Origin of the sequence: Rhodococcus sp. 06-418-5, from assembly GCF_002258285.1 — a bacterium.
GTDB lineage: Bacteria > Actinomycetota > Actinomycetes > Mycobacteriales > Mycobacteriaceae > Rhodococcoides.
In genome coordinates, this window is the sequence record NZ_NOYE01000031.1 from 477,546 (window position 1) to 499,934 (window position 22,389).

The 22,389-nt window shown below is 65.7% G+C and carries 18 protein-coding genes; 12 read left to right on the top strand and 6 right to left on the bottom strand.

The genetic code is table 11. The features are described 5' to 3' along the window. Positions 1-91: 91 nt before the first annotated feature. Genes CH274_RS23620 through CH274_RS23630 form a run of 3 tightly spaced genes read right to left on the bottom strand, consistent with a single transcriptional unit; the run spans position 92 to position 3,326 of the window. Positions 92-925, bottom strand: a complete 834-nt coding sequence (locus CH274_RS23620) for an alpha/beta fold hydrolase (RefSeq protein WP_094659087.1) — start codon at positions 923-925, stop codon at positions 92-94. Continuing rightward, the gene (locus tag CH274_RS23625; protein WP_094659088.1) at positions 922-1,527 is read right to left on the bottom strand and encodes a TetR/AcrR family transcriptional regulator; all 606 of its coding nucleotides are present in this window, start codon (positions 1,525-1,527) and stop codon (positions 922-924) included. The genes CH274_RS23620 and CH274_RS23625 overlap by 4 nt, the downstream gene beginning before the upstream one ends. Beyond that, positions 1,524-3,326 carry an N-acyl-D-amino-acid deacylase family protein gene (locus tag CH274_RS23630; RefSeq protein WP_094646477.1) on the bottom strand — a complete coding sequence of 601 codons (1,803 nt, stop codon included), beginning with the start codon at positions 3,324-3,326 and terminating at the stop codon, positions 1,524-1,526. The genes CH274_RS23625 and CH274_RS23630 overlap by 4 nt, the downstream gene beginning before the upstream one ends. 149 nt (positions 3,327-3,475) lie before the next feature. On the opposite strand from CH274_RS23630, the gene CH274_RS23635 reads away from it, so the two are divergent. Genes CH274_RS23635 through CH274_RS23655 form a run of 5 tightly spaced genes read left to right on the top strand, consistent with a single transcriptional unit; the run spans position 3,476 to position 9,030 of the window. Then, positions 3,476-5,728 carry a hypothetical protein gene (locus CH274_RS23635; RefSeq protein ID WP_094631891.1) on the top strand — a complete coding sequence of 751 codons (2,253 nt, stop codon included), beginning with the start codon at positions 3,476-3,478 and terminating at the stop codon, positions 5,726-5,728. Positions 5,729-5,742: 14 nt separating this feature from the next. Further along, on the top strand, positions 5,743-6,795 hold the full coding sequence (locus CH274_RS23640; protein WP_179275834.1) for a glycosyltransferase: 1,053 nt from the start codon (positions 5,743-5,745) through the stop codon (positions 6,793-6,795). Next, on the top strand, positions 6,792-7,733 hold the full coding sequence (locus CH274_RS23645) for an NAD-dependent epimerase/dehydratase family protein (protein ID WP_094659089.1): 942 nt from the start codon (positions 6,792-6,794) through the stop codon (positions 7,731-7,733). The genes CH274_RS23640 and CH274_RS23645 overlap by 4 nt, the downstream gene beginning before the upstream one ends. After that, complete coding sequence (locus CH274_RS23650; RefSeq protein WP_032395526.1) at positions 7,730-8,197, top strand: GtrA family protein; 468 nt, start codon at positions 7,730-7,732, stop codon at positions 8,195-8,197. Before CH274_RS23645 ends, CH274_RS23650 begins: the two co-directional genes overlap by 4 nt. Next, positions 8,194-9,030: a glycosyltransferase family 2 protein gene (locus tag CH274_RS23655; protein WP_094659090.1), complete on the top strand. Its 837-nt coding sequence runs from the start codon at positions 8,194-8,196 to the stop codon at positions 9,028-9,030. Before CH274_RS23650 ends, CH274_RS23655 begins: the two co-directional genes overlap by 4 nt. A gap of 8 nt (positions 9,031-9,038) precedes the next feature. Here CH274_RS23655 and rfbB read toward each other — a convergent pair whose 3' ends face one another. Next, positions 9,039-10,043 (bottom strand): dTDP-glucose 4,6-dehydratase, encoded by a 1,005-nt coding sequence (rfbB, locus tag CH274_RS23660; RefSeq protein WP_094659175.1) that lies wholly within the window; start codon positions 10,041-10,043, stop codon positions 9,039-9,041. Between the two features lie 255 nt (positions 10,044-10,298). After that, the gene (locus CH274_RS23665; RefSeq protein WP_179275835.1) at positions 10,299-10,817 is read right to left on the bottom strand and encodes a maleylpyruvate isomerase family mycothiol-dependent enzyme; all 519 of its coding nucleotides are present in this window, start codon (positions 10,815-10,817) and stop codon (positions 10,299-10,301) included. A 150-nt stretch (positions 10,818-10,967) separates the two neighbouring features. Here CH274_RS23665 and rfbA point away from each other — a divergent pair, with 150 nt between their 5' ends. Both rfbA and CH274_RS23675 read left to right on the top strand, forming a co-directional pair. Then, the gene (gene rfbA, locus CH274_RS23670) at positions 10,968-11,843 is read left to right on the top strand and encodes a glucose-1-phosphate thymidylyltransferase RfbA (protein WP_045198019.1); all 876 of its coding nucleotides are present in this window, start codon (positions 10,968-10,970) and stop codon (positions 11,841-11,843) included. Continuing rightward, on the top strand, positions 11,840-12,424 hold the full coding sequence (locus CH274_RS23675; RefSeq protein ID WP_094659091.1) for a dTDP-4-dehydrorhamnose 3,5-epimerase family protein: 585 nt from the start codon (positions 11,840-11,842) through the stop codon (positions 12,422-12,424). Before rfbA ends, CH274_RS23675 begins: the two co-directional genes overlap by 4 nt. 243 nt (positions 12,425-12,667) lie before the next feature. Here the strand turns inward: CH274_RS23675 and CH274_RS23680 are convergent, their stop codons facing one another. Then, on the bottom strand, positions 12,668-13,186 hold the full coding sequence (locus CH274_RS23680; RefSeq protein WP_082074050.1) for a GtrA family protein: 519 nt from the start codon (positions 13,184-13,186) through the stop codon (positions 12,668-12,670). 47 nt (positions 13,187-13,233) lie between these two features. Between CH274_RS23680 and CH274_RS23685 the strand changes: the two genes are divergently transcribed. From CH274_RS23685 to CH274_RS23705, 5 genes are read left to right on the top strand one after another with little or no spacing between them, the layout of a single operon-like run. Then, positions 13,234-14,685 carry an FAD-binding oxidoreductase gene (locus CH274_RS23685; RefSeq protein WP_094659092.1) on the top strand — a complete coding sequence of 484 codons (1,452 nt, stop codon included), beginning with the start codon at positions 13,234-13,236 and terminating at the stop codon, positions 14,683-14,685. Further along, positions 14,682-15,446, top strand: coding sequence for a decaprenylphospho-beta-D-erythro-pentofuranosid-2-ulose 2-reductase (locus CH274_RS23690; RefSeq protein ID WP_032381093.1), 765 nt, complete (start codon positions 14,682-14,684; stop codon positions 15,444-15,446). The genes CH274_RS23685 and CH274_RS23690 overlap by 4 nt, the downstream gene beginning before the upstream one ends. Positions 15,447-15,451: 5 nt before the next feature. Continuing rightward, positions 15,452-17,341, top strand: a complete 1,890-nt coding sequence (locus CH274_RS23695; RefSeq protein WP_094659093.1) for a galactan 5-O-arabinofuranosyltransferase — start codon at positions 15,452-15,454, stop codon at positions 17,339-17,341. A gap of 60 nt (positions 17,342-17,401) precedes the next feature. Beyond that, positions 17,402-19,171 carry a glycosyl transferase gene (locus tag CH274_RS23700; RefSeq protein WP_094659094.1) on the top strand — a complete coding sequence of 590 codons (1,770 nt, stop codon included), beginning with the start codon at positions 17,402-17,404 and terminating at the stop codon, positions 19,169-19,171. Continuing rightward, entirely contained in the window at positions 19,149-22,352 is a 3,204-nt protein-coding gene (locus tag CH274_RS23705) for an arabinosyltransferase domain-containing protein (RefSeq protein ID WP_094659095.1), read from the top strand. The genes CH274_RS23700 and CH274_RS23705 overlap by 23 nt, the downstream gene beginning before the upstream one ends. Positions 22,353-22,389: the final 37 nt, after the last annotated feature.

Consider the following 22,389-nt stretch of genomic DNA (forward strand, 5'->3'; position numbering starts at 1 on the left):
GTTCGAGTAGTGGCTCTGTGCGGCCGTGGAGAGAAGAAGACCACTGACCATGGTTGCACAGCCCCCGACCGATCCGTCCGACGCTCGCCGTCTACTCCGCTTCCCGCACCCTCGCCATCAGCACGCGAGCGGCGTCGACGGGGTGCGTGTACGGCCACCAGTGGCCCGCCTCGACCTGGTCGACGCGCAGGTCGGGGATCCATCGATCCAGACCGTCGGTGAGATTGGGCGAGAGCATGCGGTCGTGTGTCGGGACGACCACCGTGGTCGGGACGGCGCACTGCGGGACGGGTCCGCCGAGCAGACGCCTGAGCACGTTGGCGCGGTACAGGGCGATGCCGCGCTGCTGGTCGGCCACCGTCGGGGTCGGCTCACCCTGGGCGTTCAGGCGCGCCAACAGTCCCGGAACCCGCCTGCCCAGCACGGGCACGTGAAACCCGAAGACGTACCAGGACCGCGCCAACTGCTCGACCAGTGGCAGCCAGCGACGCGGTCGCACCAGCCGCGCCCGCGCCACCTGCCGCAGGTGATCCAGGCTCGGGCCCGATACCGACGTGTACGACGCGAAAGCGGTGGATGCGCGAGGCGAGGCCATTGCCTCCCACATCTGGACCGACCCCCAGTCGTGGGCGAAGACGTGGACCTTCCCGGTGAGCCCCGGTATCGACTCGACCACCGCGAAGGCGTCGCGCGCCAGTTGCTCGATGGACACGTCCGCTGCGGGCTCGAGCGCGGACGCTCCGCTGCCTCGCGTGTCGTAGGCGATCACCCGGACCCGATCGCCGAGCTCGGCGATCAACGGATCGAACACATGGCGGTTGTCGGGATAGCCGTGCACCAGCAGCACCGTCGAGCGCGCCTCCGGGTTCCCGTGCTCGACGACGGGAAGTTCTGCGCCGGGCGTGCGCACCGTCCAGCGGGTCATCCCGCGTCGCTCAGGGCCTGCAGAGTGCCACCGCGCAACAGGTGCGCAATCATCCTCAGCCGCATGGCCTCCTGTTCGGGCTGCGGGTGCACCACGGCCGCCAACGCCTCGCCGTCGAGCAGATGCACCACGCTGAAGATCACCGTCTCGAGATGCCGTGGGTCGAGCACGCCTGCGACCGGTAGTGTGCGAGCGAGTTCGGCGATCTGCTCGTGATAGCGAACGGTGAAGGGCTGCAGCCTCTCTCGCAGCTCTTCGTCACTGCGGGCTGCGGTCAGGAGCTCGTACCAGGCACCGTTGATCGGGGCTCGGCACGCAGCCCTGAGCAGTTCGAGGCAGTGTTCGATCGACGCGCTACCGAAACCGGACAGGCCATGACGGAACTCGCCGAACTGGCGGCGACGAACCTCGTCGGCCGCAGCGACGATCAGGTCGAGCCTGGTGTCGAAATGTCGGAACATGGCACCGGAGGACACCCCGGCGCGGCCGACGATCTCACTGACACTGGTTGCGGCATAGCCCTTCTCGCACAACGACGCGATCGTCGCGTCGAGCAACTTTCCGATCGTCTCGGTCCGGCGCTGCTGTTGACTCGGGCTCACACACGCTCCCGGCGACGAGGAGCCGTCGGGGTACCCGCCCGCAGGAAACTGCCGGCCCGCTCCGACACACCGAACCACGGAGCGAAGGTGCCGCCGGAGAACACCACTCGGCCCGCGACCAGAGTGGCGGCGACAGCGCGATCGTTGCGGTTGACCATGCGGCTCAGGCCCCCGAACTCCGGCATGGTCTCCTCCCGATAGGCCAGGACCTCCTCGTCCAGCCCATTCGGATCGATCACCACGATGTCGGCTCGATCACCCACCCGCACGTGTCCGGCGTCGACACCGTAGAAGTCGGCCAACTCGCCGCTGAGCTTGTGCACGGCCTTCTCCACGGTCATGAACGGCCTGCGATCGCCCTGCGCATCGTGCACGCGGTGCAGCAACCGGATACCGAAGTTGTAGAACGCCATGTTGCGCAGATGAGCGCCTGCGTCTGAGAACCCCACGGTCACCCCGGGCTGGTTGATCAGCTTGTCCATCTGACGCTTGCGATGATTCGCCACCGTGGTGTGCCAGCGCAGTTTTCTGCCGTGTTCGACCACCAGATCGAGGAACGCGTCCACCACGTGCACACCGCGCTCGGCCGCGACCTCGGCAACGTTCTTGCCGACGACCGACGCGTCGGGACACTCGGTGATCTCGGCGTCGGCGAAGTCTCGATGCCAGACGCGTGAGCTGAACTTCTTCTCGAAGTCGGCGCGGAACCAGCGGCGGTACGCCTCGTCCGAGAGCAACTCGTTGCGTCCCAACTCTTCTCGTAGATGCAGAGCTGCTCGGCCCGATCCGAACTCCTCGAACACCACCAGGTCGATGCCGTCGGAGTACACGTCGAACGTGGTGGGCAGATGCTGCCAGCGGAACTGGCCCTTGCCCGGTCCGTTGACCATGCGCGCGAGCGGGCCGAAGACGCGATGAATCCACGGCGACGCCTTGGCATCGGCCGCCGCCAGCAGCGAGATCTTGAGCGGAGTGCGGCCGATCCCGGTGGCCGAGGCGAGGAAGAACAGCATGTCGTACTTGGTGTTCAGGTTCGGAATGCTCTGCAACAACCGACCGCGTCGACGCAGGATCTTGTGCAGCGCACGGAACTCGCTCCACCGCGCGTACGAGGACGGCAACGACCGAGACCGGTACCGATCGCCGTCCAACTTGTCCCACGGGTTCGTCATCGTCGACATCCCGAGCAGTCCGGCATCGAGTGCCTGCTCGAGCGCGTCCGACATGGCGCGCCACTCCTCTCGGGTGGGCCGCTGACTGCGATCGGTCGAGCGATCCAAGCCCATCACGTGCGCCCGTAGATCCGAATGTCCTACCAGAGCAGCGATATTGGGACCGAGAGGCAGTCGTTCGAGCGCTGCGATGTACTCGTCGGGGCTGGTCCACGTCTTGTGCGTATCGACGGCTTTGAGCACATGATCTCGCGGCAGCGCCTCGACCCGACTGAACAGATCCGCGATGTCGACCGGAGTGGAATAGAGCGTCGACAACGAACAGTTCCCCAGCAGAACCGTCGTGACCCCGTGCCGGACGGACTCTTCGAGACCCGGGCCGACGAGCACCTCCGCGTCGTAGTGGGTGTGCACGTCCACGAAGCCCGGGGTGACCCACTTGCCGGTGGCGTCGACCACCTCGGTCGCCGGACCCACCTCGAGCGGCGTGGCCGACACGGCCCGCACGACACCGTCGACGATGCCCACATCGGCTCGCACTCCGGGACCGCCGGACCCGTCGTAGACGGTGCCGCCGGTGATGACGACGTCGAAAGCAGTGTTCGAGTTCAATGTGACCTCCGTCATAGTGTCACGTCAATCTAACTTAGAGAGTGATCGCTCGCAATAGTCGGTTGTCCGCCAACACCTGCGGGTCACACGCGTCGACGTTTCGGTTCCCGGACACCTCGGGAGCTACAGTCGGGTGTCTTTGCCCGCACTCACGGAGTTGACCCTTGACCCCCACGGATACCCAGATCGCGCGCGCCGCCCTGCCCGACAGCAGGAGAGAGCGCCTCGCGTGGGGAGCAGCGGTCGCTGCAGTCGTCGTTCTCGGCTACCTCCTTGTGCTCAGCGTCGATCCCCGCTTCTTCTACATCGACGACACCGAATCGGGTGCCGTACCCAACTGGCTCCAGCTCGGACGCATCATGCGCGACGGGCACTTCCCCTCGCTGGTGCTCGATCAGTGGATGGCAGGCAACTACCCGGTCGAGGGCCAGGGCGGCCTGTGGAATCCCGTGCAGATGGCGATCAACTACATCTCGCCGTCGATCGACAACTTGGTGCTGCTGGCCACGGTCGTCAAACTCGGATTCTCGATTCTGTTGGCCTGGGGCGTCTTTCGCGTCGCTCTGGCCTACGGAGCGCGGGCGAACTGGGCCGCGGTAGCGGGCGCGAGCGCACCGTTCGTCGGCTTCACGCTGTTCTTCGAGAACACCTCGTGGGTGACCGCACTGATGGGTACCGCGTGGATCATGAACGCGTGGGCGAGCTCGGTGTCCTACGCCCGCGGCCGCACCGGCCCCATCGTGCCGTTCGTCTTCCTCTACCTCGCCATCAGCGTGGGATACGTCCACGCCGCGGTGATGGCCGGAGTCATGATCGGATCCGTCGCGATCGGCGAACGCCTGTTCCAGCGGCTGTGGCGTCCGGCAGTGAAGGTGTGCGCCGTAGGCATCGCCGCCGCGGCCTGCGGGGCCGTCACGTTCCTGCCCGGCGTGCTCACCTCGGCGGTCACCTGGCGTAGCGGCGACGAAGGCACGTTCAACGACAACTTCCTGACGGCACCGTGGTCGGAATCGCTGACCGCGAGCATCCCGACCGCTGTGACCAGCATCGAATCCTGGGCCGGCGAGACCACCGAATCGCCGGTCACCTACATCGCCTGGTTCGTGGTGCCCGCGCTGGCGTTCATCGCATGGCGTCGAGTACCCGCGGCTCTGCGCGAGCTGGCAGCCCCGCTGATCATGCTGGCGTTCGCCCTGATCTTCACCGCGGGCCCCAGCGACATCGGGCCGATCCGCTGGCCCGCCCGCATCCTGCCGTTCGTCGCCCTCGTCGCGCTGATTCTCGTGGTCACCCTGATCAGCCGGTACGGCACTCTCGACAAGCTACGGCCCCGGCTGCTCGCGGCCGGCCTGTTGACGCTGGTGCTGCTGCTGCGGGCCGGTTCTTCGGGCCCGGAGTTCTTCGGCCGCCATGTCCTCGCTGCGCTGGTGATCCTGCTCGTCGGAGCACTCGCCCTGCTGTTGGCCCACCGGTTCTCCACGCGCGCGACCGCGGCACTGCTGCTGGTGACCATCGCGCCGGTCGCGATGTACCAGGTGGCCACCTACGAACCCCCCTTCGACAAGTGGTGGCTGCCCGCGTCCCAATCCGAGGCCAAGGCCGAGTTCCCGCAGTGGCAGGGCGCGACTCTGCAACTCGGCAGCCGTGCGCTCACCGAGACCGAGGCCGACGGACCCGACGACCCCAAGCTGCCCTGGCACTCCCAGGTGTACGGCAACTCCGCCAAAATCATGGGCCTGGACTACGTCAACGCGTACACCCCCGTCGGATATCTCGACTTCGCCAACCTGCTGTGCTTCGAGCACGAGGGATCGACCTGCGAGGACGCCTTCCGGCGCGTGTTCGAGATCGAGCCGTACACGGGCAAGACCTACGCCGATCTGATGCAACTCGATCGAATCGTGCTGCAGAAGAACCAGTATCCGCTCGCGAATGCACGGCCCGCACCCGCAGGCTGGGAGTGGGTGACCGCTCCCACGCCCGAGTCCGCCCGCCAGATCTACGTCCTCGAACGCGTCGACGGACTGATTCCCGCCACGTCGGGACGCGTCGTCGCGACCGTGAACGCCACGGCCGAACCTCGATCGTCCGACGCCGACTCCGAGCACGTCGACGTCAGCGCTCCGAACGGCGGCAGCGTCGTGTTCTCCCGTCTGGCCTGGCCCGGCTACACCGCGACCCTGAACGGTGAAGAGCTGCAGACCAAGGGCTTGGCCGACATCTTCCTCTACGTCGACCTGCCGCCCGGTACCGAGAACGCAGATCTGCACATCACCTTCCGGCCGCCCGGCGAACGTCTCGGACTCGCCGCGATGGCGGGCGGGGTGCTGCTGCTGGTCGGTCTGGTGGTACTCGATGTGCGACGACGTAGAAGCCCTGCCGCGCCGGAGTTCGATGGCGACAGCGGGAACGGATAGGGTAGGCCCTCGTGATGTCCGACGATTCTGTTGCTGATCCGCACCGCATTTCCATCGTGGTGCCGGTCTACCAGGGTGAACGGACTCTCAGTGCGTTGATGGACGAGATCCTTCCGTTGACGCAGGTGACTCACACCCCCGTCGGGCGGCCGATGATCGTCGAGGAAGTTCTGCTCGTCTTCGATCACGGACCCGACGATTCCGCTGCGGTGATCAGGCGGCTGACCGCTGCGCACCCGTTCGTTCGTGGAGTGTGGCTGAGTCGCAATTTCGGTCAGCACCCCGCCACCCTCGCCGGCATGGCGTCCAGCGGCGGCGAATGGATCGTCACGATGGACGAGGACGGGCAGCACGACCCGGCAGCCATCGGCGGCATGCTCGACACCGCCCTCGACCGGCAGTCCACCGTCGTCTACGCCAAGCCCACCAACGTCGCACCGCACGGACTGTGGCGCAACACCGCCTCCCGCAGCGCGAAATGGTTGATCGCCAAGGCCCTGGCCGGGGACAACACCGTCGACTATCAGAGCTATCGCCTGGTGCTCGGTGAGGTCGGCCGCTCCGTCGCGGCCTACGCCGGTTCGGAGGCGTACCTGGACATCGCACTCGGGTGGATCGCGGGCGACGTCACGACCAGCCCGGTGGCGCTGCGCGAAGAGGTGGACCGTCGATCGGGCTACCGCCTGCGCACCTTGCTCTCGCATTTCTGGCGGATGGTGCTCTCGAGCGGCACCAAGGGCCTGAGGCTGGTCAGCTTCATCGGCATCGCCTTCGCGGTACTCGGCCTGATTCTGGTGGCCTACGTACTGGTGTCGTACTTCGTCTTCGACTCCGGTGCCGAGGTGCGAGGCTGGGCATCGACGATGGTGATTCTGCTGTTCGGGTTCGGGGCGACTCTGTTCTCCCTCGGTGTGGTGGCCGAGTACGTGGGCGTCAACGTCAAGACGGCCATGGGCAAGCCGCCGTACCTGATCGTCACCGATCCGGGAAACGGCCCACTCGGACGCACCGCGCCTGCAGGATCAGGCGAAACTCCACAGTCGACCGACAACACACCGTCGGCGTGACCGCAACGCACACGTGGATCGTCGGCAGCGGCGGACTCCTGGGCGCTGCGGTGACCCGCGAGGCCGGTCGTCGCGGGCACCGAGTGCACACCAGCACCATTCCGTGGTCGGACAGGGAATCTGCCGAACAAGCTCTGCTGCAGCGCTGTTCGGAGTTCTTCGACTCTTTCTCCGACGGTACGTGGAACGTGATCTGGGCCGCCGGTGCGGGTGTGAACGGAACCAGCGCAGCGCAATTCGCCGAAGAGAACGGTCTGATCCGAGCCGTGTCGGCGCGCATCGAAAGTGCCGCCGGCGACCGCGCGGGCACCGGAACCGTGTTCCTCGCTTCGTCCGCCGGAGGCGTCTACGCCGGCGCGACCGGAGCCCCGCATCACGAAGGGACACTGCCGGTTCCGTTGGGCGACTACGGCTTCGCGAAACTGCAATCCGAGGCCATCGCAACCGAGTTCGGTGAACGCACCGGGATCAACGTGGCCATCGGGCGGTTCGCGAACCTCTACGGGCCCGGCCAGAACCTCGCGAAACCGCAGGGCCTGATCTCACACCTGTGCCGGGGCTACCTCATGGCCTCACCCGTCTCCATCTACGTACCGATGGACACGTTGCGTGACTATCTCTACGTGTCCGACGCGGCAGAGATGGTCGCCGACACCCTCGGTATGTCTGCCACGCAACGACACTCGCCGACGATCAAGATCTTCGCCTCCGGTGAGGCCGTCACCATCGGCTCGATCCTCGGAGCCTGCCGGACGGTGTTCCGCCGTCGACCGAACGTGGTGCTGGCGGCGTCGCCGCTCGCGGTGTTCCAAGGTCGCGATCTCCGACTGCGCTCGACGGTCTGGCCGCAGATCGATCGTCGAACGCACCGCACGTTGCCCGCAGGAATCGCCTCCACACTGTTCGCGACCCGTGAGGCATTGGGGGTCGGTCGATGACCGAACCACAGACCCCCGCTCCCCCGGCCGGGATGAACGGCGCACCGGGGCCGCTGATGCGCATCGTCAAGAATCAGAAGATCGCGTTCCTGCTCGTCGGTGGCGTCAACACTGCACTGGGTACCGCGTGGTTCATCTTGTGGCAGTTGCTGATCGGTGAGCGATACGGATATCACGCCGCGATCGTGCTCGGCTACCTCTGCAACGTGCTGTGCGCGTTCGCGATGTACCGATACCTGGTGTTCCGCGTGCGTGGGCACTTCCTACGCGATCTGCTGCGCTTCTTCGTCGTGAACTTCGGCGCGTTCGTCGCCAACATCTCTCTGATGACGATCGCCGTATCCGTCTTCCACTTCCCGCCCATCCCTTCACAATTGGTCGTCACAGCAGTGATGGCAGTCGTCAGCTTCTTCGGCTACCGCGACTTCTCGTTCCGCAGAAAGAGCCAGGCCCCCACACCATGACACCCCGTGTATCCGTCGTCGTCCCGGCGTACAACAACGCCGAGTACCTGGCCGAGACCATCGATTCGATTCTCGCCCAGACCTTCACGGACTTCGAGCTGGTCATCGCCGATCATTCGTCGTCCGACGACACCCTCGCCGTCGCGCAGAAATTCGACGACCCGCGCATTCGTGTGCTGACGACCCCGGCCGGTGGCGGCGCGCAGGCCAACTGGAATCGGGTCACCGAAGAGGCCACCGGCGAATTGATCAAACTCGTCTGCGGCGACGACACCATCGCGCCCACCGCGTTGGCGACTCAGGTCCAGGCATTCGACGACAACCCGACCGCCGTTCTGGTCGCCTCTCAGCGGACGTTGATCGACGCCTACGGCAAGACGGTCATCGCCGCCCGCGGGCTCGGCGGCCTCCACGGAACGGTCTCGGGTCGAGTTGCCGCGCGAACCGCAGTCCGAGCCGGTGCCAACATCTTCGGCGAACCGGGCGGCGTCATGATGAAGCTCGCGGAGCTCCGCGAAATCGGGCTGTGGGACAACAGTCATCCCTACCTGATCGATCAGGCCACGTTCATCGCTGTCGCGCTCCGCGGCGACATCGTGGCAATTCCCCGACCACTGGCATCGTTCCGCATCAACTCGGGGCAGTGGAGTGTGGAGCTTGCGACGCAGCAGGCACGTCAGGCCGCCGACTTCCACCGCTCACTACAGGCCAGCGACCCGAGCCTGTTGTCCGACAACGACGTTCGCATCGGAAACGCCAAGGCACTGATGACGTCGTTCATGCGTCGCGCGGTGTACCTGCTGCTGCGCCACCGGATGTCGCGCAGCAGCTAGGCCCTGCTTCAGGGCAGGACCGACTCCTTCGCCGCGTAGACGGCCTCGGTGGCGTCCTTCTGCGGTCGCCACCACTGCTCGTTCTCGCGGTACCAGTCGATGGTCGCCTTCAGCCCGGCACGGAAGTCGACATACGTTGGCGTCCAACCCAATTCGGTGCGGAGCTTGGTCGATTCGATGGCGTAACGCAGGTCGTGGCCGGGGCGGTCGGTGACGAAGTCGAAGGCGTCGGGTGCGTTGCCGGTCTCTTCGAGAATCGCTTCGAGGACGGTGCGGTTGTTCGCTTCGCCATCGGCTCCGATGAGGTAGGTCTCGCCGATGCGGCCGCCGTCGATGATGGCCCAGACGGCGCTGTTGTGATCGTCGACGTGGATCCAGTCACGCACGTTCTGCCCTGCCCCGTAGAGCTTGGGCCGGGAGCCGCTGAGAATGTTGGTGATCTGACGCGGAATGAACTTCTCCACGTGCTGGTACGGACCGTAGTTGTTGGAGCAGTTGGAGATGGTGGAGCGGACCCCGAACGACCGAGTCCAGGCGCGCACCAGCAGATCACTCGACGCCTTGGTGGACGAGTACGGGCTCGACGGGTTGTACGGAGTGGACTCGGTGAACCGCGCCGGGTCGTCGAGTTCGAGGTCGCCGTAGACCTCGTCGGTTGAGATGTGGTGGTAGCGGACGTCGTGTTCGCGGACCGCATTGAGCAAGGTGGTGGTACCGATGACGTTGGTGTGCACGAACGGCCACGGATCGGTCAACGAGTTGTCGTTGTGGGATTCGGCGGCGAAGTGCACGACCAGGTCCGTCTCGCGCACGAGGCGGTCGACGAGATCGGCGTCGGCGATGTCGCCGTGCACGAACTCGATTCGATCGGCCACTGGATCGAGGGAAGCCTTGTTGCCGGCGTAAGTGAGCTTGTCGAGCACGGTGACCTGGGAGTCGGGACGCTGCGCGAGGGTCTGATGTACGAAGTTCGCGCCGATGAACCCGGCCCCACCCGTGACGAGAATTCTCATGAACAGGCACTTTACCGGGGGATGCTCGTGCGGGCCGATCTTGTCTGCCACGCGTGCTAGCTTCTGCTCGACTTCGGGGGAGTAGTAATCGGATGGGTCTGGGGAAGATTCCTGTTCGTCTCGCGACATCGATAGCGCTGTTGTTCGGCCTCATGTGGGCAATCCCGCAGCTGGCACCGGAAGTGCCCGAACCGTACGAGGGAGTGCCGTGTCGGCCCTACCGAATCCCGTGGGAGTGATCGGCCGTCGGAACTGTCAGGAGCCTCGGACAGTGCGGCCGGCGAAAGCCGCCAAACGCTCGTACGCGTTCGCGTCGTCGGGTGCCGGTTGCTCTGGATCGAAGGCACCACCGCGCCGTTCGTCGGTCATGTTCGCCGACATGAACACCATCCCCTCCTCGGGCACGGTCTGGTCGAGATCATCGGTGCCGCGACCGAGTGCGGTCGCGAGATCCCACGCGTGCACCGAGAGTTCCGCGGCAACCATGCCGAGCGGCAGCGGCGAACCTGCGTCGATCTCGGCCAGCAGTTCGCGAGTCCGCTCGGTCCACAGCGGAATCGGATCCGAGGACGACTCGGGCGTTGCCGACCAGTCGATCTCTCCACCCCGAGCCATGGTCACCAGGTTGGCAGCGGTGTTCACCAGGTGATCGGTCAGGTCGGCGACGGTCCACTCGGTGCAGGGCGTCGCCGATGCGCGTTCGGCGTCGGTCACTGTGGAGAGCAGAGCGGTGACCTGATCGATACCGGTGGCGATCTGGTTCGTCGTCGTCACGTGGCTTGTCCTCGGTTCTCGGTGGTCAGTCGGTCCCGTTCCCCACAGCTGCGAGGCAGGACGAAGTTTAGAGGCGGATTCCACATCGCGCGCGGAAACGGAGCGGCACAAGCGAGCGGGTGATCGGAGGGTCTGGAAGACTTCGCCGTCATGCGGGGAATCATTCTGGCGGGCGGCACGGGCTCGCGTCTTCATCCGATCACGATGGGCGTCAGCAAGCAGCTGGTCCCGGTCTACGACAAACCGATGATCTACTACCCGCTCTCGACTCTGATCCTGGCCGGGATCCGCGAGATCCTCGTCATCACCACACCCCAGGACGCCGACCAGTTCACGCGTCTGCTCGGTGACGGCTCCCAATTCGGCATCGACTTGACCTACAAGGTCCAACACGAGCCCAACGGACTCGCCCAGGCCTTCGTGTTGGGTGCCGACCACATCGGCACCGACTCCGCGGCATTGGTGTTGGGCGACAACATCTTCTACGGCCCCGGCCTGGGCACCCAACTGTCCCGCTTCGACACCATCGACGGCGGAGCCGTCTTCGCCTACGAGGTCTCCGACCCCACCGCCTACGGCGTCATCGAATTCGATGCGAACCGAAAAGCCATCTCCCTCGAAGAAAAACCCGCCGCCCCGAAATCGAACTACGCCGTCCCGGGGCTGTACTTCTACGACAACGACGTCATCGCCATCGCCCGCGACCTGCAACCGTCCGCGCGTGGGGAATACGAGATCACCGACGTCAACCGCCACTACCTCGAGGCCGGCCGCCTCCAGGTCGAAGTCCTCCCCCGCGGTACCGCCTGGCTCGACACCGGCACCTTCGACTCGCTGCTCGACGCCTCGAACTACGTGCGCACCATCGAACAACGTCAGGGCCTGAAAATCGGATCCCCCGAAGAAGTGGCGTGGCGACGCGGATTCATCACCGACGACGAACTGCGCGCCCGCGCGGAGACACTCGTCAAATCCGGGTACGGCCGCTACCTGCTGGATCTGATCGACCGAGGACACCGAGCATGAGCTTTCGCGAGTTGAGCATCGCCGGTGCCTACGAGTACACCCCACGCCAGTTCGGCGACGATCGCGGTGTGTTCTTCGAATGGTTCAAAGCCTCGGCGTTCGCCGAGACCACCGGGCGGTCGTTGGAGCTGCTGCAGGCGAACTGCTCGGTCTCCGCCGCCGGGGTCCTGCGTGGGATCCACTTCACCACCAACCCACCCGGACAAGCGAAATACGTCACCTGCGCCCGCGGAGCATTCCTCGACGTCATCGTCGACCTCCGCGTCGGATCCCCGACGTTCGGGCAGTGGGACAGCGTGCTGATCGACGACATCGACCGCAAAGCAGTGTTCCTGTCCGAAGGACTCGGCCACGCCATCTTGTCCCTGGAAGACAATTCGACCGTCATGTACCTGTGCTCGTTGGAATACACCCCGACCCTGGACCGCGACATCAACCCACTCGACCCCGCCCTGGGCATCGACTGGCCCACCACCGGACGCGACGGATCGCCTCTGACCTACGAACTCTCCGACAAGGACACAGCCGCCCCCACCCTCGCCGAAGCCCTCGCACGCGGAGCCCTGCCGAACTTCTCGTGAGCGGCGGGGCGAGGCGGCGACGCCAGATCGGGCAAACGCGCGCGCGTTCGTCAGACGCGTGCAGAATCGCCCGCGACCGTTGACGAGAATGCGCGCGTTCAGCAAGTGCGCGCGCGTGTGCGAACCTCACGGGGGCGAACGCGCGTCCGGCAAGTGCGCGCGCGTTTGTGAACCTCACGGGGGCGAACGCGCGTCCGGCAAGTGCGCGCGCGTTTGTGAACCCCCGGCGGCGAGCCCGGAGGCTCAGCGAATTTTGAAGATCACGAATCGCTGAACGAGGAAGTTGATGACCGTCGCCGTGCCCTGCGCGATGACGAAGGCCACGTTGGCGTACCAGAAGCCGTCGGGAAGGGCCTGGTAGAGCCAGGTGTAGATGCCCACCTGGACGGCGAAGGTGACTCCGTACAGCGCGACGACGGCGAAGAACCGAGCCCGCGACGGGGCCGCGTTGAACGTCCAGCGGCGATTGATCAGGTAGGCCGTCGTCGTTCCGAGTACGAAGCCGATGGCCTTGGCCAGCGTCACACCGACGCCGAACACGAAATGCAGGAGCAGGTTGACGCCCTGGTCGACGATCGCCGACAACACACCCGTCGCCAGGAAACGCAGCACCTGCGTCTTGAGGTCGAGGGCCGCGTCGGCGATGTTCTCGGTCAACGGCAGCTCGACGGGTAGCGGGACGTGATGCTGCAACTCTTCGTCCTCGGGCGACCAGTCGTCGCCCGTCGAGCCTTCTTCTGCGGAGCGGTCGGGGGTGGACACGAGGACTGACACTAGCCGCTGCTGCGGTGCGGGTACCCTCTTGAGCGATGTCCACGACAGCCGACGACGCACTCTTCCCCCTGGAACCACAGGCCGGGAACACTGCGCCGCTACCCACGCAGACCCGCACACTCACCGGTTGGGGCCGCACTGCTCCCTCCACTGGAGAGGTGCTCTCGACCTCCGACCCCGAACTCATCGCGAACGCGGTCAAGCAGGTCGCCGAGCAGAACGACTCCAAGCCGGCCTACCTCCGACGCGGCGTCATCGCCCGCGGCCTCGGCCGCTCCTACGGTGACAACGCGCAGAACTCCGGCGGCCTCGTCATCGACATGAATGCGCTGAACGGCATTCACAGCATCGACGCGTCCACGCGCATCGTCGACGTCGACGGTGGCGTCAACCTCGACCAGCTGATGCGTGCCGCGCTGCCGTTCGGTTTGTGGGTACCGGTGCTGCCGGGGACGCGACAGGTCACCATCGGTGGGGCCATCGGAACGGACATCCATGGTAAGAACCATCACAGCGCGGGTAGCTTCGGCAACCACGTCCGCTCGATGGAACTGCTCACGGCGGACGGTCAGATCCGCCACCTGACGCCGTCGGGCAAGAACGCCAAACTGTTCTGGGCAACGGTCGGCGGCAACGGTCTGACCGGCATCATCCTGCGCGCGACCATCGAGATGACGCCCACGGAAACGGCGTACTTCATCGCCGACGGCGACGTCACCAGCACCCTCGACGAAACCATCGCACTGCACAGCGACGGCAGCGAGAACAACTACGACTACTCGAGCGCATGGTTCGACGCGGTTGCTCCGCCGCCCAAGCTCGGCCGCGCAGCCCTCTCCCGTGGATCGTTGGCTCGGCTCGACCAGCTGCCGGAGAAGTTGCAGAAAGATCCGCTGCGATTCAACGCCAAGCCGCTCGTGACGTTCCCGGACATCTTCCCGAACGGTCTTGCGAACAAGTACACGTTCTCCGCCGTCGGCGAGGTCTGGTACCGCAAGGCCGGCAACTACCGGAACAAGGTGCAGAACCTCACGGCGTTCTACCACCCACTCGACATGTTCAGTGAGTGGAACCGCGCCTACGGCTCCAAGGGATTCCTCCAGTACCAGTTCGTGGTGCCGCCGGAGGCCGTCGACGAGTTCAAGAAGATCATCGTCGATATCCAGAAGTCCGGGCACTACTCGTTCCTCAACGTGTTCAAGCTGTTCGGGCCCGGAAACAAAGCGCCACTGAGCTTTCCGATTCCGGGTTGGAACATCTGCGTCGACTTCCCGATCAAGCCGGGCTTGAACGAGTTCGTCCGCGAACTCGACAAGCGCGTGCTCGAATTCGGTGGCCGTCTGTACACCGCGAAAGATTCGCGCACCGACGCCGAGACGTTCCATTCGATGTACCCGCGGATCGACGAATGGATCAAGGTCCGTCGATCTGTAGACCCCACAGGCGTTTTCGCCTCCGATATGGCTAGAAGGCTGGAACTGCTGTGACGATAGACGCCGTAGGTAACCCCCAGACGATTCTCGTTCTGGGTGGCACCAGCGAGATCGGTCTCGCGATTACCGAGGAGTACCTGTCGAAGTCGCCGGCACGTGTCATCCTCGCTGCGCTGCCGAACGACCCGCTGCGCGAGAGCGCCGTTGCACAACTGACCGCCAAGGGCGCGAAGTCCGTCGACGTCATCGACTTCGATGCACTCGACACCGCATCGCACCCGAAGGTCATCGACGCCGCCTGGGCCAAGGGTGACGTCGATGTCGCCATCGTCGCCTTCGCCGTCGACTTCGATGCCGAGCAGCTCTGGCAGGACCAGCGCAAGGCCGTCCTCGCCGCGAACATCAACTACACCGCTTCGGTGTCGGTCGGTGTGCTGCTGGGCGAGAAGATGAAGGCCCAGGCGTACGGCCGCATCATCGTCATGTCCTCGGTGGCAGGCGAGCGGGTACGACGCTCCAACTTCGTCTACGGCTCCACCAAGGCCGGACTCGACGGCTTCTACCTCGGACTCGGAGAAGCGTTGCGAGAGTTCGGACCTCGGGTCACCGTCGTTCGTCCGGGCATGGTGCGCACCAAGTTCAGCGCGCACGTCAAGGAAGCCCCGATGACCGTCGACAAGGAGGTCATCGCCAAGCTCGCGGTGAACGCGTCACGCAAGGGCACTCCCCTCATCTGGACTCCCGCGCCGTGGCGTCTGGTGATGATGGTGCTGCGGCACGTGCCGCGGCCGATCTTCCGCAAGCTGCCCATCTGATCTCGATGACAATCGGGGTTGCACCGGCTCGCAGAACCGCTTCTGCCGTCGGGGAAATCGCTCTCGGTGCGCTTTTCGCAGTCGTGGTGGCGACGGTCGGGTTGTACGCCTTCTCACTGGTTCAGTGGCCGGCGTTCAACTCGTCCAACGTCACTCGCGCGATCACGACGCTCGGGCAGGTGGTTGCCGCAGCACTGTTCGCCGCGTCGATCTACCTGTACCGAATTCACAAGTGGCCGTGGATCGCTCGACTCGCAGCATGGGCCGGGTTGAGCGGTTTCGTCACCGTCACCCTCGGGATGCCGCTGGCTGCAACCAAGCTCTACCTGTTCGGCATCTCCGTCGACCAGGAGTTTCGCACCGAATACCTGACTCGGCTGACGGATTCGGCGTCGTTGCGGGACATGACGTACGCCGACATCCCGCCGTTCTACCCCGCCGGCTGGTTCTGGCTCGGTGGACGCGTGGGCAACGTCCTGGGCATGGACGGCTGGGAAGTGTTCAAGCCCTACGCAATCGGGCTGCTCGCCGTCACCGCCGTCGTGTCATTCGTCTTGTGGAAGGCGCTCATCCGAGCCGACTGGGCTGTCGCCGTCAGCGCCGTCACCACCGCACTCGTCGTCGCCCACGCCTCCCCCGAGGCATACAGCGCCGTGATCGTGATGCTCTTCGCTCCGGCACTGGTTCTCGCGTGGGGAGCGCTGCACCGAAGCGCATCGGGTGGGTGGGGCGCGGTGGTCGGCACCGGACTCTTCCTCGGTCTGGCCGCAACGTTCTACACGCTGTACCTCGGTTTGGCGGCGTTCACCGTCGTACTCATGGCACTGTTCGCCGCGGTCCTCGCATATCGCGAGCGGAAGTCCTGGAACGTCCTGGTTCCCATCGCGATCAAGGTCGCCGCGATCGCCGCGATCTCGGGACTCATCGCCGCGACCGTGTGGCTGCCGTACCTGATCGAATTCCTGCGCGGTGCGCCGTCCACGTCGGGCACGGCGTTGCACTACCTGCCCGAAGCCGGTGCGACACTTCCCTTCCCGATGTTCGAGTTCTCCCTGATGGGCGGACTGTGCCTCATCGGCACGGTGTGGGTCGCGGTGCGGTTCTCGTCCTCACGCCGGGCACAGGCACTCGGCGTCGGCGTCGTATCGATCTACCTGTGGACTCTGCTGTCCATGGCAGCCACGGCTGCGGGCACCACCCTGCTCTCGTTCCGCCTCGAAGCAGTCCTGATCGTATTGCTCGGCAGCGCAGGCGTTTTCGGCTTCCTCGAAGGCAGCCACGCGATCTACCAGGCCATCAACGAGCCCCCGAAGTTCCGCATCGCCGCCGTCGTCGTAGCGGCCATCGGTGCCATGACCTACGCGCAGAACATCCCCCAGGTACTGCAGACCGAGATCACCGTCGCCTACTCCGACACCGACGGTGACGGCAACCGCGCCGACATGCGCCCACCGAGCGCGGTCTCCTACTACGGCGAGGTCGACGAAACCTTGACCGAGCAGACCCAGCGTCCGCGCGACGACACCGTCGTACTGACCGCGGACACCTCGTTCCTCAGCTACTACCCGTACTTCGGCTTCCAAGGACTGACCTCGCACTACGCCAACCCGTTGGCGCAGTTCGATCAGCGAGCCGACGCCATCGAGCAATGGACCGAACTCGAGACACCCGATCAGTTGATCGACGCGCTGGAAAGCAGCCCGTGGCGGGCACCGGACGCATTCCTCTTCCGGCGCGGTGCCGACGGCTACACCCTGCGCCTGGCCGAGGACGTCTACCCCAACGATCCGAACGTGCGCCGCTACACCGTCACCTTCCCCGAGGCACTGTTCGAGGATCCACGCTTCACCGTGACCGACATCGGACCCTTCGCGCTGGTTGTGCGCACTGCATGATCATGTGACCCAGGTCGTTCGAGTTTTCGCCCACCGTGATGTTTCTGTAACCTCGACGCGATGACCACCCACGACCAGAGAGTTCTCGAGCGGCAGCCGACAACGGCACCGGCTCGACACTCCGGCGTCGGACGTGGTGACGTCGTTGCAGCGGTCGGATTTCTGGTCGCTGCCGTCTACGTCCTGCAGGGCCAGTGGCGCAATCTGGGTGGCGGCTACCTCTACAACAGCGGCCAGGACCAGACCATGTGGGAGTGGTTCTTCTCCGTCGCCGCGCATTCGGTTGCTTCGCTGAGCAACCCGTTTGCGAGTGACCTGCAGAATTACCCGCTCGGGGTGAATCTGATGGCGAACACGGCGATGTTCGGCATCTCCATCCCGCTGGCCCCGATCACGTTGCTCTTCGGACCCACGGTGACCTGGGCAATTGCTCTCACCGTCGGACTGGCAGGAACGTCGTTCGCGTGGTTCTGGCTGTTCTCCCGCCAGCTCAACTCATCCAAGGGTGCCGCGGCCATGGGCGGTGCGCTGTGCGGCTTCGCCCCCGGCGCGATCTCGCACGCCAACGGGCACCCCAACTTCGTGGTGCTGTTCCTGCTTCCGGTCATCGCCATGCTGGTCACCCGCATCGCCCGCGGCGGCGGTACCACCAAGAACACCGTCGGCCTCGGCCTGATCGTCGCGCTGCAGGTCCTGCTCGGCGAAGAACCGCTGCTGATCTTCGCGATGTCGTTCGCCATCTTCGCCGTCGTCTACTACCTGTCACGGCCGCGATCGCTGTGGCCCGCCGTCCGCAATGCCGTGCCCCGACTCGCCGTATCGGCCGGCATCGCGTTGACTCTCGTGGCGTTTCCGCTGTGGTGGCAGTTCTTCGGCCCGCAGTCGTACTCGTTCCTCGAACACGGGCCGATGGGCAACGACGCCAAAGCGCTGTTCCAGTTCCCGACGCAATCCCTCGGCGGCGAGGCGACGCCGGGGCAGAACGTCCGCATCAACGCCACCGAGGAGAACGCGTACTTCGGTTGGCCGCTGCTGGTGCTGTGCCTGGTTGCCGCGGTGTGGATGTGGCGAGTCGCATCGGCCCGTGCCGCCGCCGCGACCGCGATCGTCATGAGCGTGCTCTCGCTCGGCGCGACGCTGGTGATCGGCAAGAACGACACCGGCATCACGCTGCCGTGGACGAAGCTCGCCGAGTACCCCCTCGTCGAATCCGTGCTCGAAACCCGCTTCGCGTTGGGCGCGGTGCCTGCCCTGGCCCTGCTGCTCGTCCTGGCCACCGATCGAACGTTCCGCAACGGACTGCGTCCGCTGCCTGCATTCTGGATCGCCGGACTCGCCCTCGCGCTCGTGCCCCTCATCCCGACGCCGCTGGTCACCGTCGACAAGTCCCCCACCCCGGAGTTCTTCGCCGACGGTGAGTGGGAGAACTACGTCGACGACGGTTCCGTCGTCACCGTTCCCCTCCCACGGCCCGAGGACGCGCGCCCGCTGCGCTGGCAGATGGACGCCGACATGGGCTTCAAGCTGGCCGCCGGATACTTCGTCGGACCGAGCGACCAAGAAGACAAGGTCGCCAAGTACGGAGCCGTCGACCGACCCACCGCACTGCTGCTCGGCTCGGTCTACGACTCGGGCACCGTTCCCGAGATCACCGACGATCAGCGAAGTCAGGCAGCGCAGGACATGGCGTTCTGGGAGGCCGACGTCGTCGTCCTGCCGCCGAGCAAGAACACCATCGCCCTACGCACCACCGTGACCGACCTCGTCGGTGTCCAGCCTCGGTACACAGGTGGCGTATGGGTGTGGGATGTGCGGACGCTCGTCCCATAGCATCGTCGGCGTGCCCGAGACCGCTCCGAACCCGAAAACCGCCCGGCTGGTAGCGATCGTCACCGGCATCATCGGTGCGGTTCTGGCCATCGCGACTCCCTTGCTGCCGGTTCAGCAGGACGTCGCGACGCTGTCGTGGCCGCAGAGTTCGTTCGGCAGCGTCAATGCCCCGCTGGTGAGCTACTCGCCCGTCGACCTCGAAGCAACCGTTCCGTGCAGCGCTGCCAGTGCTCTCACCGACGGCGGCACGCTGATCTCCACTGCACCCATCGCCGCTGCGAAGACCGAGCAGAAGGCACTGATCGTGCGGGTCGACGACGGCCGACTGCAGGTTCTGCTGCGCGATCGGGTTCTTGCCGAGACTCCCGTTTCCGAGCTGAGCGGCAATTGCGCCCTGACCGTGTCGTCCAACGCCACCAACACCATCGTCGACCTCGACGGCGAGGCGATCACGGTCGACGGAGACATCCGGCCGCAGGTCGTCGGCATCTACACCGACCTCACCGCCCCGGTCGACGGCCTGACCGTGCGCGCGGACATCGACTCGCGCTACTCCTCGAGTCCCACCGCGTTCAAGTTGCTGGCCATGATCGTCGGCGCACTCGCTGTGATCGCATCCCTGTTCGCGCTGCATCGCCTCGACAGCATGGACGGTCGACGCCACCGCCGATTCCTCCCCTCACGCTGGAAGTCGATCACCGGCGTCGACGCCGTCGTGGTGGGCGTGCTGGTGCTGTGGCACTTCATCGGCGCGAACACCTCCGACGACGGCTACCTGCTCAACATGGCCCGCGTATCCGAGAACGCCGGCTACATGGCCAACTACTTCCGCTGGTTCGGCGTCCCCGAAGCACCGTTCGGCATGCCGTACTACGACATGCTCGCCGCCCTCGCCAAGGTCAGCACCGCCAGTATCTGGATGCGCCTGCCCGCCACCATCGCGGCCCTGCTGTGCTGGCTGGTGATCAGCCGCGAGGTCATCCCCCGCCTCGGCCGCGCGGTGCTCACCAACCGGGTCGCGCTGTGGACCGCCGGATTCGTGTTCCTCGCCTTCTGGCTGCCCTACGACAACGGACTGCGCCCGGAACCGATCATCGCCCTCGGTGCCCTGCTCACGTGGTGCTCGATCGAACGCGCCATCGCCACCGGACGACTGCTGCCCGCCGCCATCGGCACCCTGATCGCCGCCTTCTCCCTCGCCGCCGGTCCCACCGGGTTGATCGCCGTCGCCGCCCTGCTCGCCGGACTGCGCCCGCTGGTGATGATCGTGGTCAAGCGAGCTCGCCAGGTGGGACTGCTCGCCGTCCTTGCGCCGCTGGTCGCGTCGGGACTGGCGGTGCTGATCGCGATCTTCGCCGACCAGACTCTGAGCACCGTCCTCGAAGCGACCCGGGTGCGTTCGGCCATCGGACCGAACGTGCCGTGGTTCGAAGAACGCGTCCGTTGGGACGCATTGATGACCATCTCGCCCGACGGCTCGCTCGCCCGACGATTCGGCATGTTTGCGATGCTGCTGTGCATCGTCGTGTGCATCGCGGTGATGCTCCGCAAGAACGGACGCATCCCCGGCACCGCCACCGGGCCGTCGCGTCGGATCCTCGGAATCATCCTGGGCGCACTGGCTCTGATGATGTTCACCCCCACCAAGTGGACCCACCACTTCGGTGTGTACGCCGGTCTCGCCGCATCGTTGGCCGCGCTGGCTGCCGTGGCCGTCACCGCGGCAACCGTCCGATCCCCGCGCAACAGAACACTGTTCACCGCCGCCGTACTGTTCCTGACGGCGGTGGCGTTCACCAGCTCGAACGGTTGGTGGTACGTCTCGAGCTACGGCATTCCGTGGTTCGACAAGCCGCCGTCCATTGCCGGAAAGGGCTTTTCGACGATCCTGCTCGGCCTGACGGTTCTGACGCTGCTCTACGCGGCCTACCAGCACGTCCGATTGCCCTATCGCCGAAAGGAACCCAGCACGCGTCGACGCTTCGCGCCGTCCGCGCTGACCATCGTCGCCGGCGGGGTCGTCGCCTTCGAGGTGCTCTCGTTCGTCAAAGGCGCTGTGGCGCAGTACCCGGCGTACTCCATTGCCCGATCGAACTTCTCCGCCCTCGCCGGAAACTCGTGCGGACTCGCCGGCGATGTGCAGGTGGAGACCGACGTCAACGGCTCGGTCCTCCAACCGCTCGATCCCGCAGCCGAAGCATTGGGTGCCGGTGGGAGTACCGGCTTCACCCCCGACGGCGTCGCCCAGGACCTGACCGCAGACTCCGAGGACACCGCGCAGGGCAGCGCCAACTCCATCCGCCCCGAGGACTCCGAACAGAGCGCGGCGGCCACCTCGTCGAACTCCGCCGGCACCTCCGGCGGAACCAACGAGAACATCGGAATCAACGGCAGCACAGTCGCTCTGCCGTTCGGTTTGAATCCTGCAACCACTCCGGTGCTGGGCAGCTTCGGAGCCACCGAGCCCGCGTCCCTGACCTCGGGCTGGTACCAGCTTCCTGGAGACGGCGACCTCATTGCCATCGCCGCCGCAGGCCGCATCCGATCGGTCGACAAGGACGGCGTCGTCACCCCGGGCCAACGCGTCGAACTGGAATACGGACGCCGCGACGGCGGCGACGTTCAGGCATTGGGCCGCGTCACCCCGCTCGATATCGGTCCGTCGCCGTCGTGGCGCAACCTGCGGGTCCCGATGAACGACCTGCCCGCCGACGCGGACGTCGTGCGCATCGTCGCCGAGGACAACGACCTGGCCGGCGATCAATGGCTCGCCGTCACCCCGCCGCGCGTCCCGAGGACCCAGACGCTGAACTCCCTGGTCGGATCGACCGATCCGGTGTTGCTGGACTGGGCCGTCGGACTCGCGTTTCCGTGCCAGCGTCCGTTCGATCATCGCGACGGCGTCGCCGAGGTACCGAAGTACCGCATCCTGCCCGACCGCACCGGTGCCGAATCCACCAACGCCTGGCAGGACTCGATCGGCGGCGGCCCGCTCGGCTGGACCGAACTGCTCCTCGGAGCGCAGACACTGCCGTCGTACCTCGCCGACGACTACTCCCGAGATTGGGGCTCGATCGAGAGATACATGCCACTCGATCCCGACGCGGCGACGGCCGAGATCGACGTCGAGCAGCAGTCACGGTCCGGATTGGCCAGCGACGGGCCGATGAAAACCGACTGATCCCCTGGTTCTGTAACGATTCCGGGGACGGTGCCTG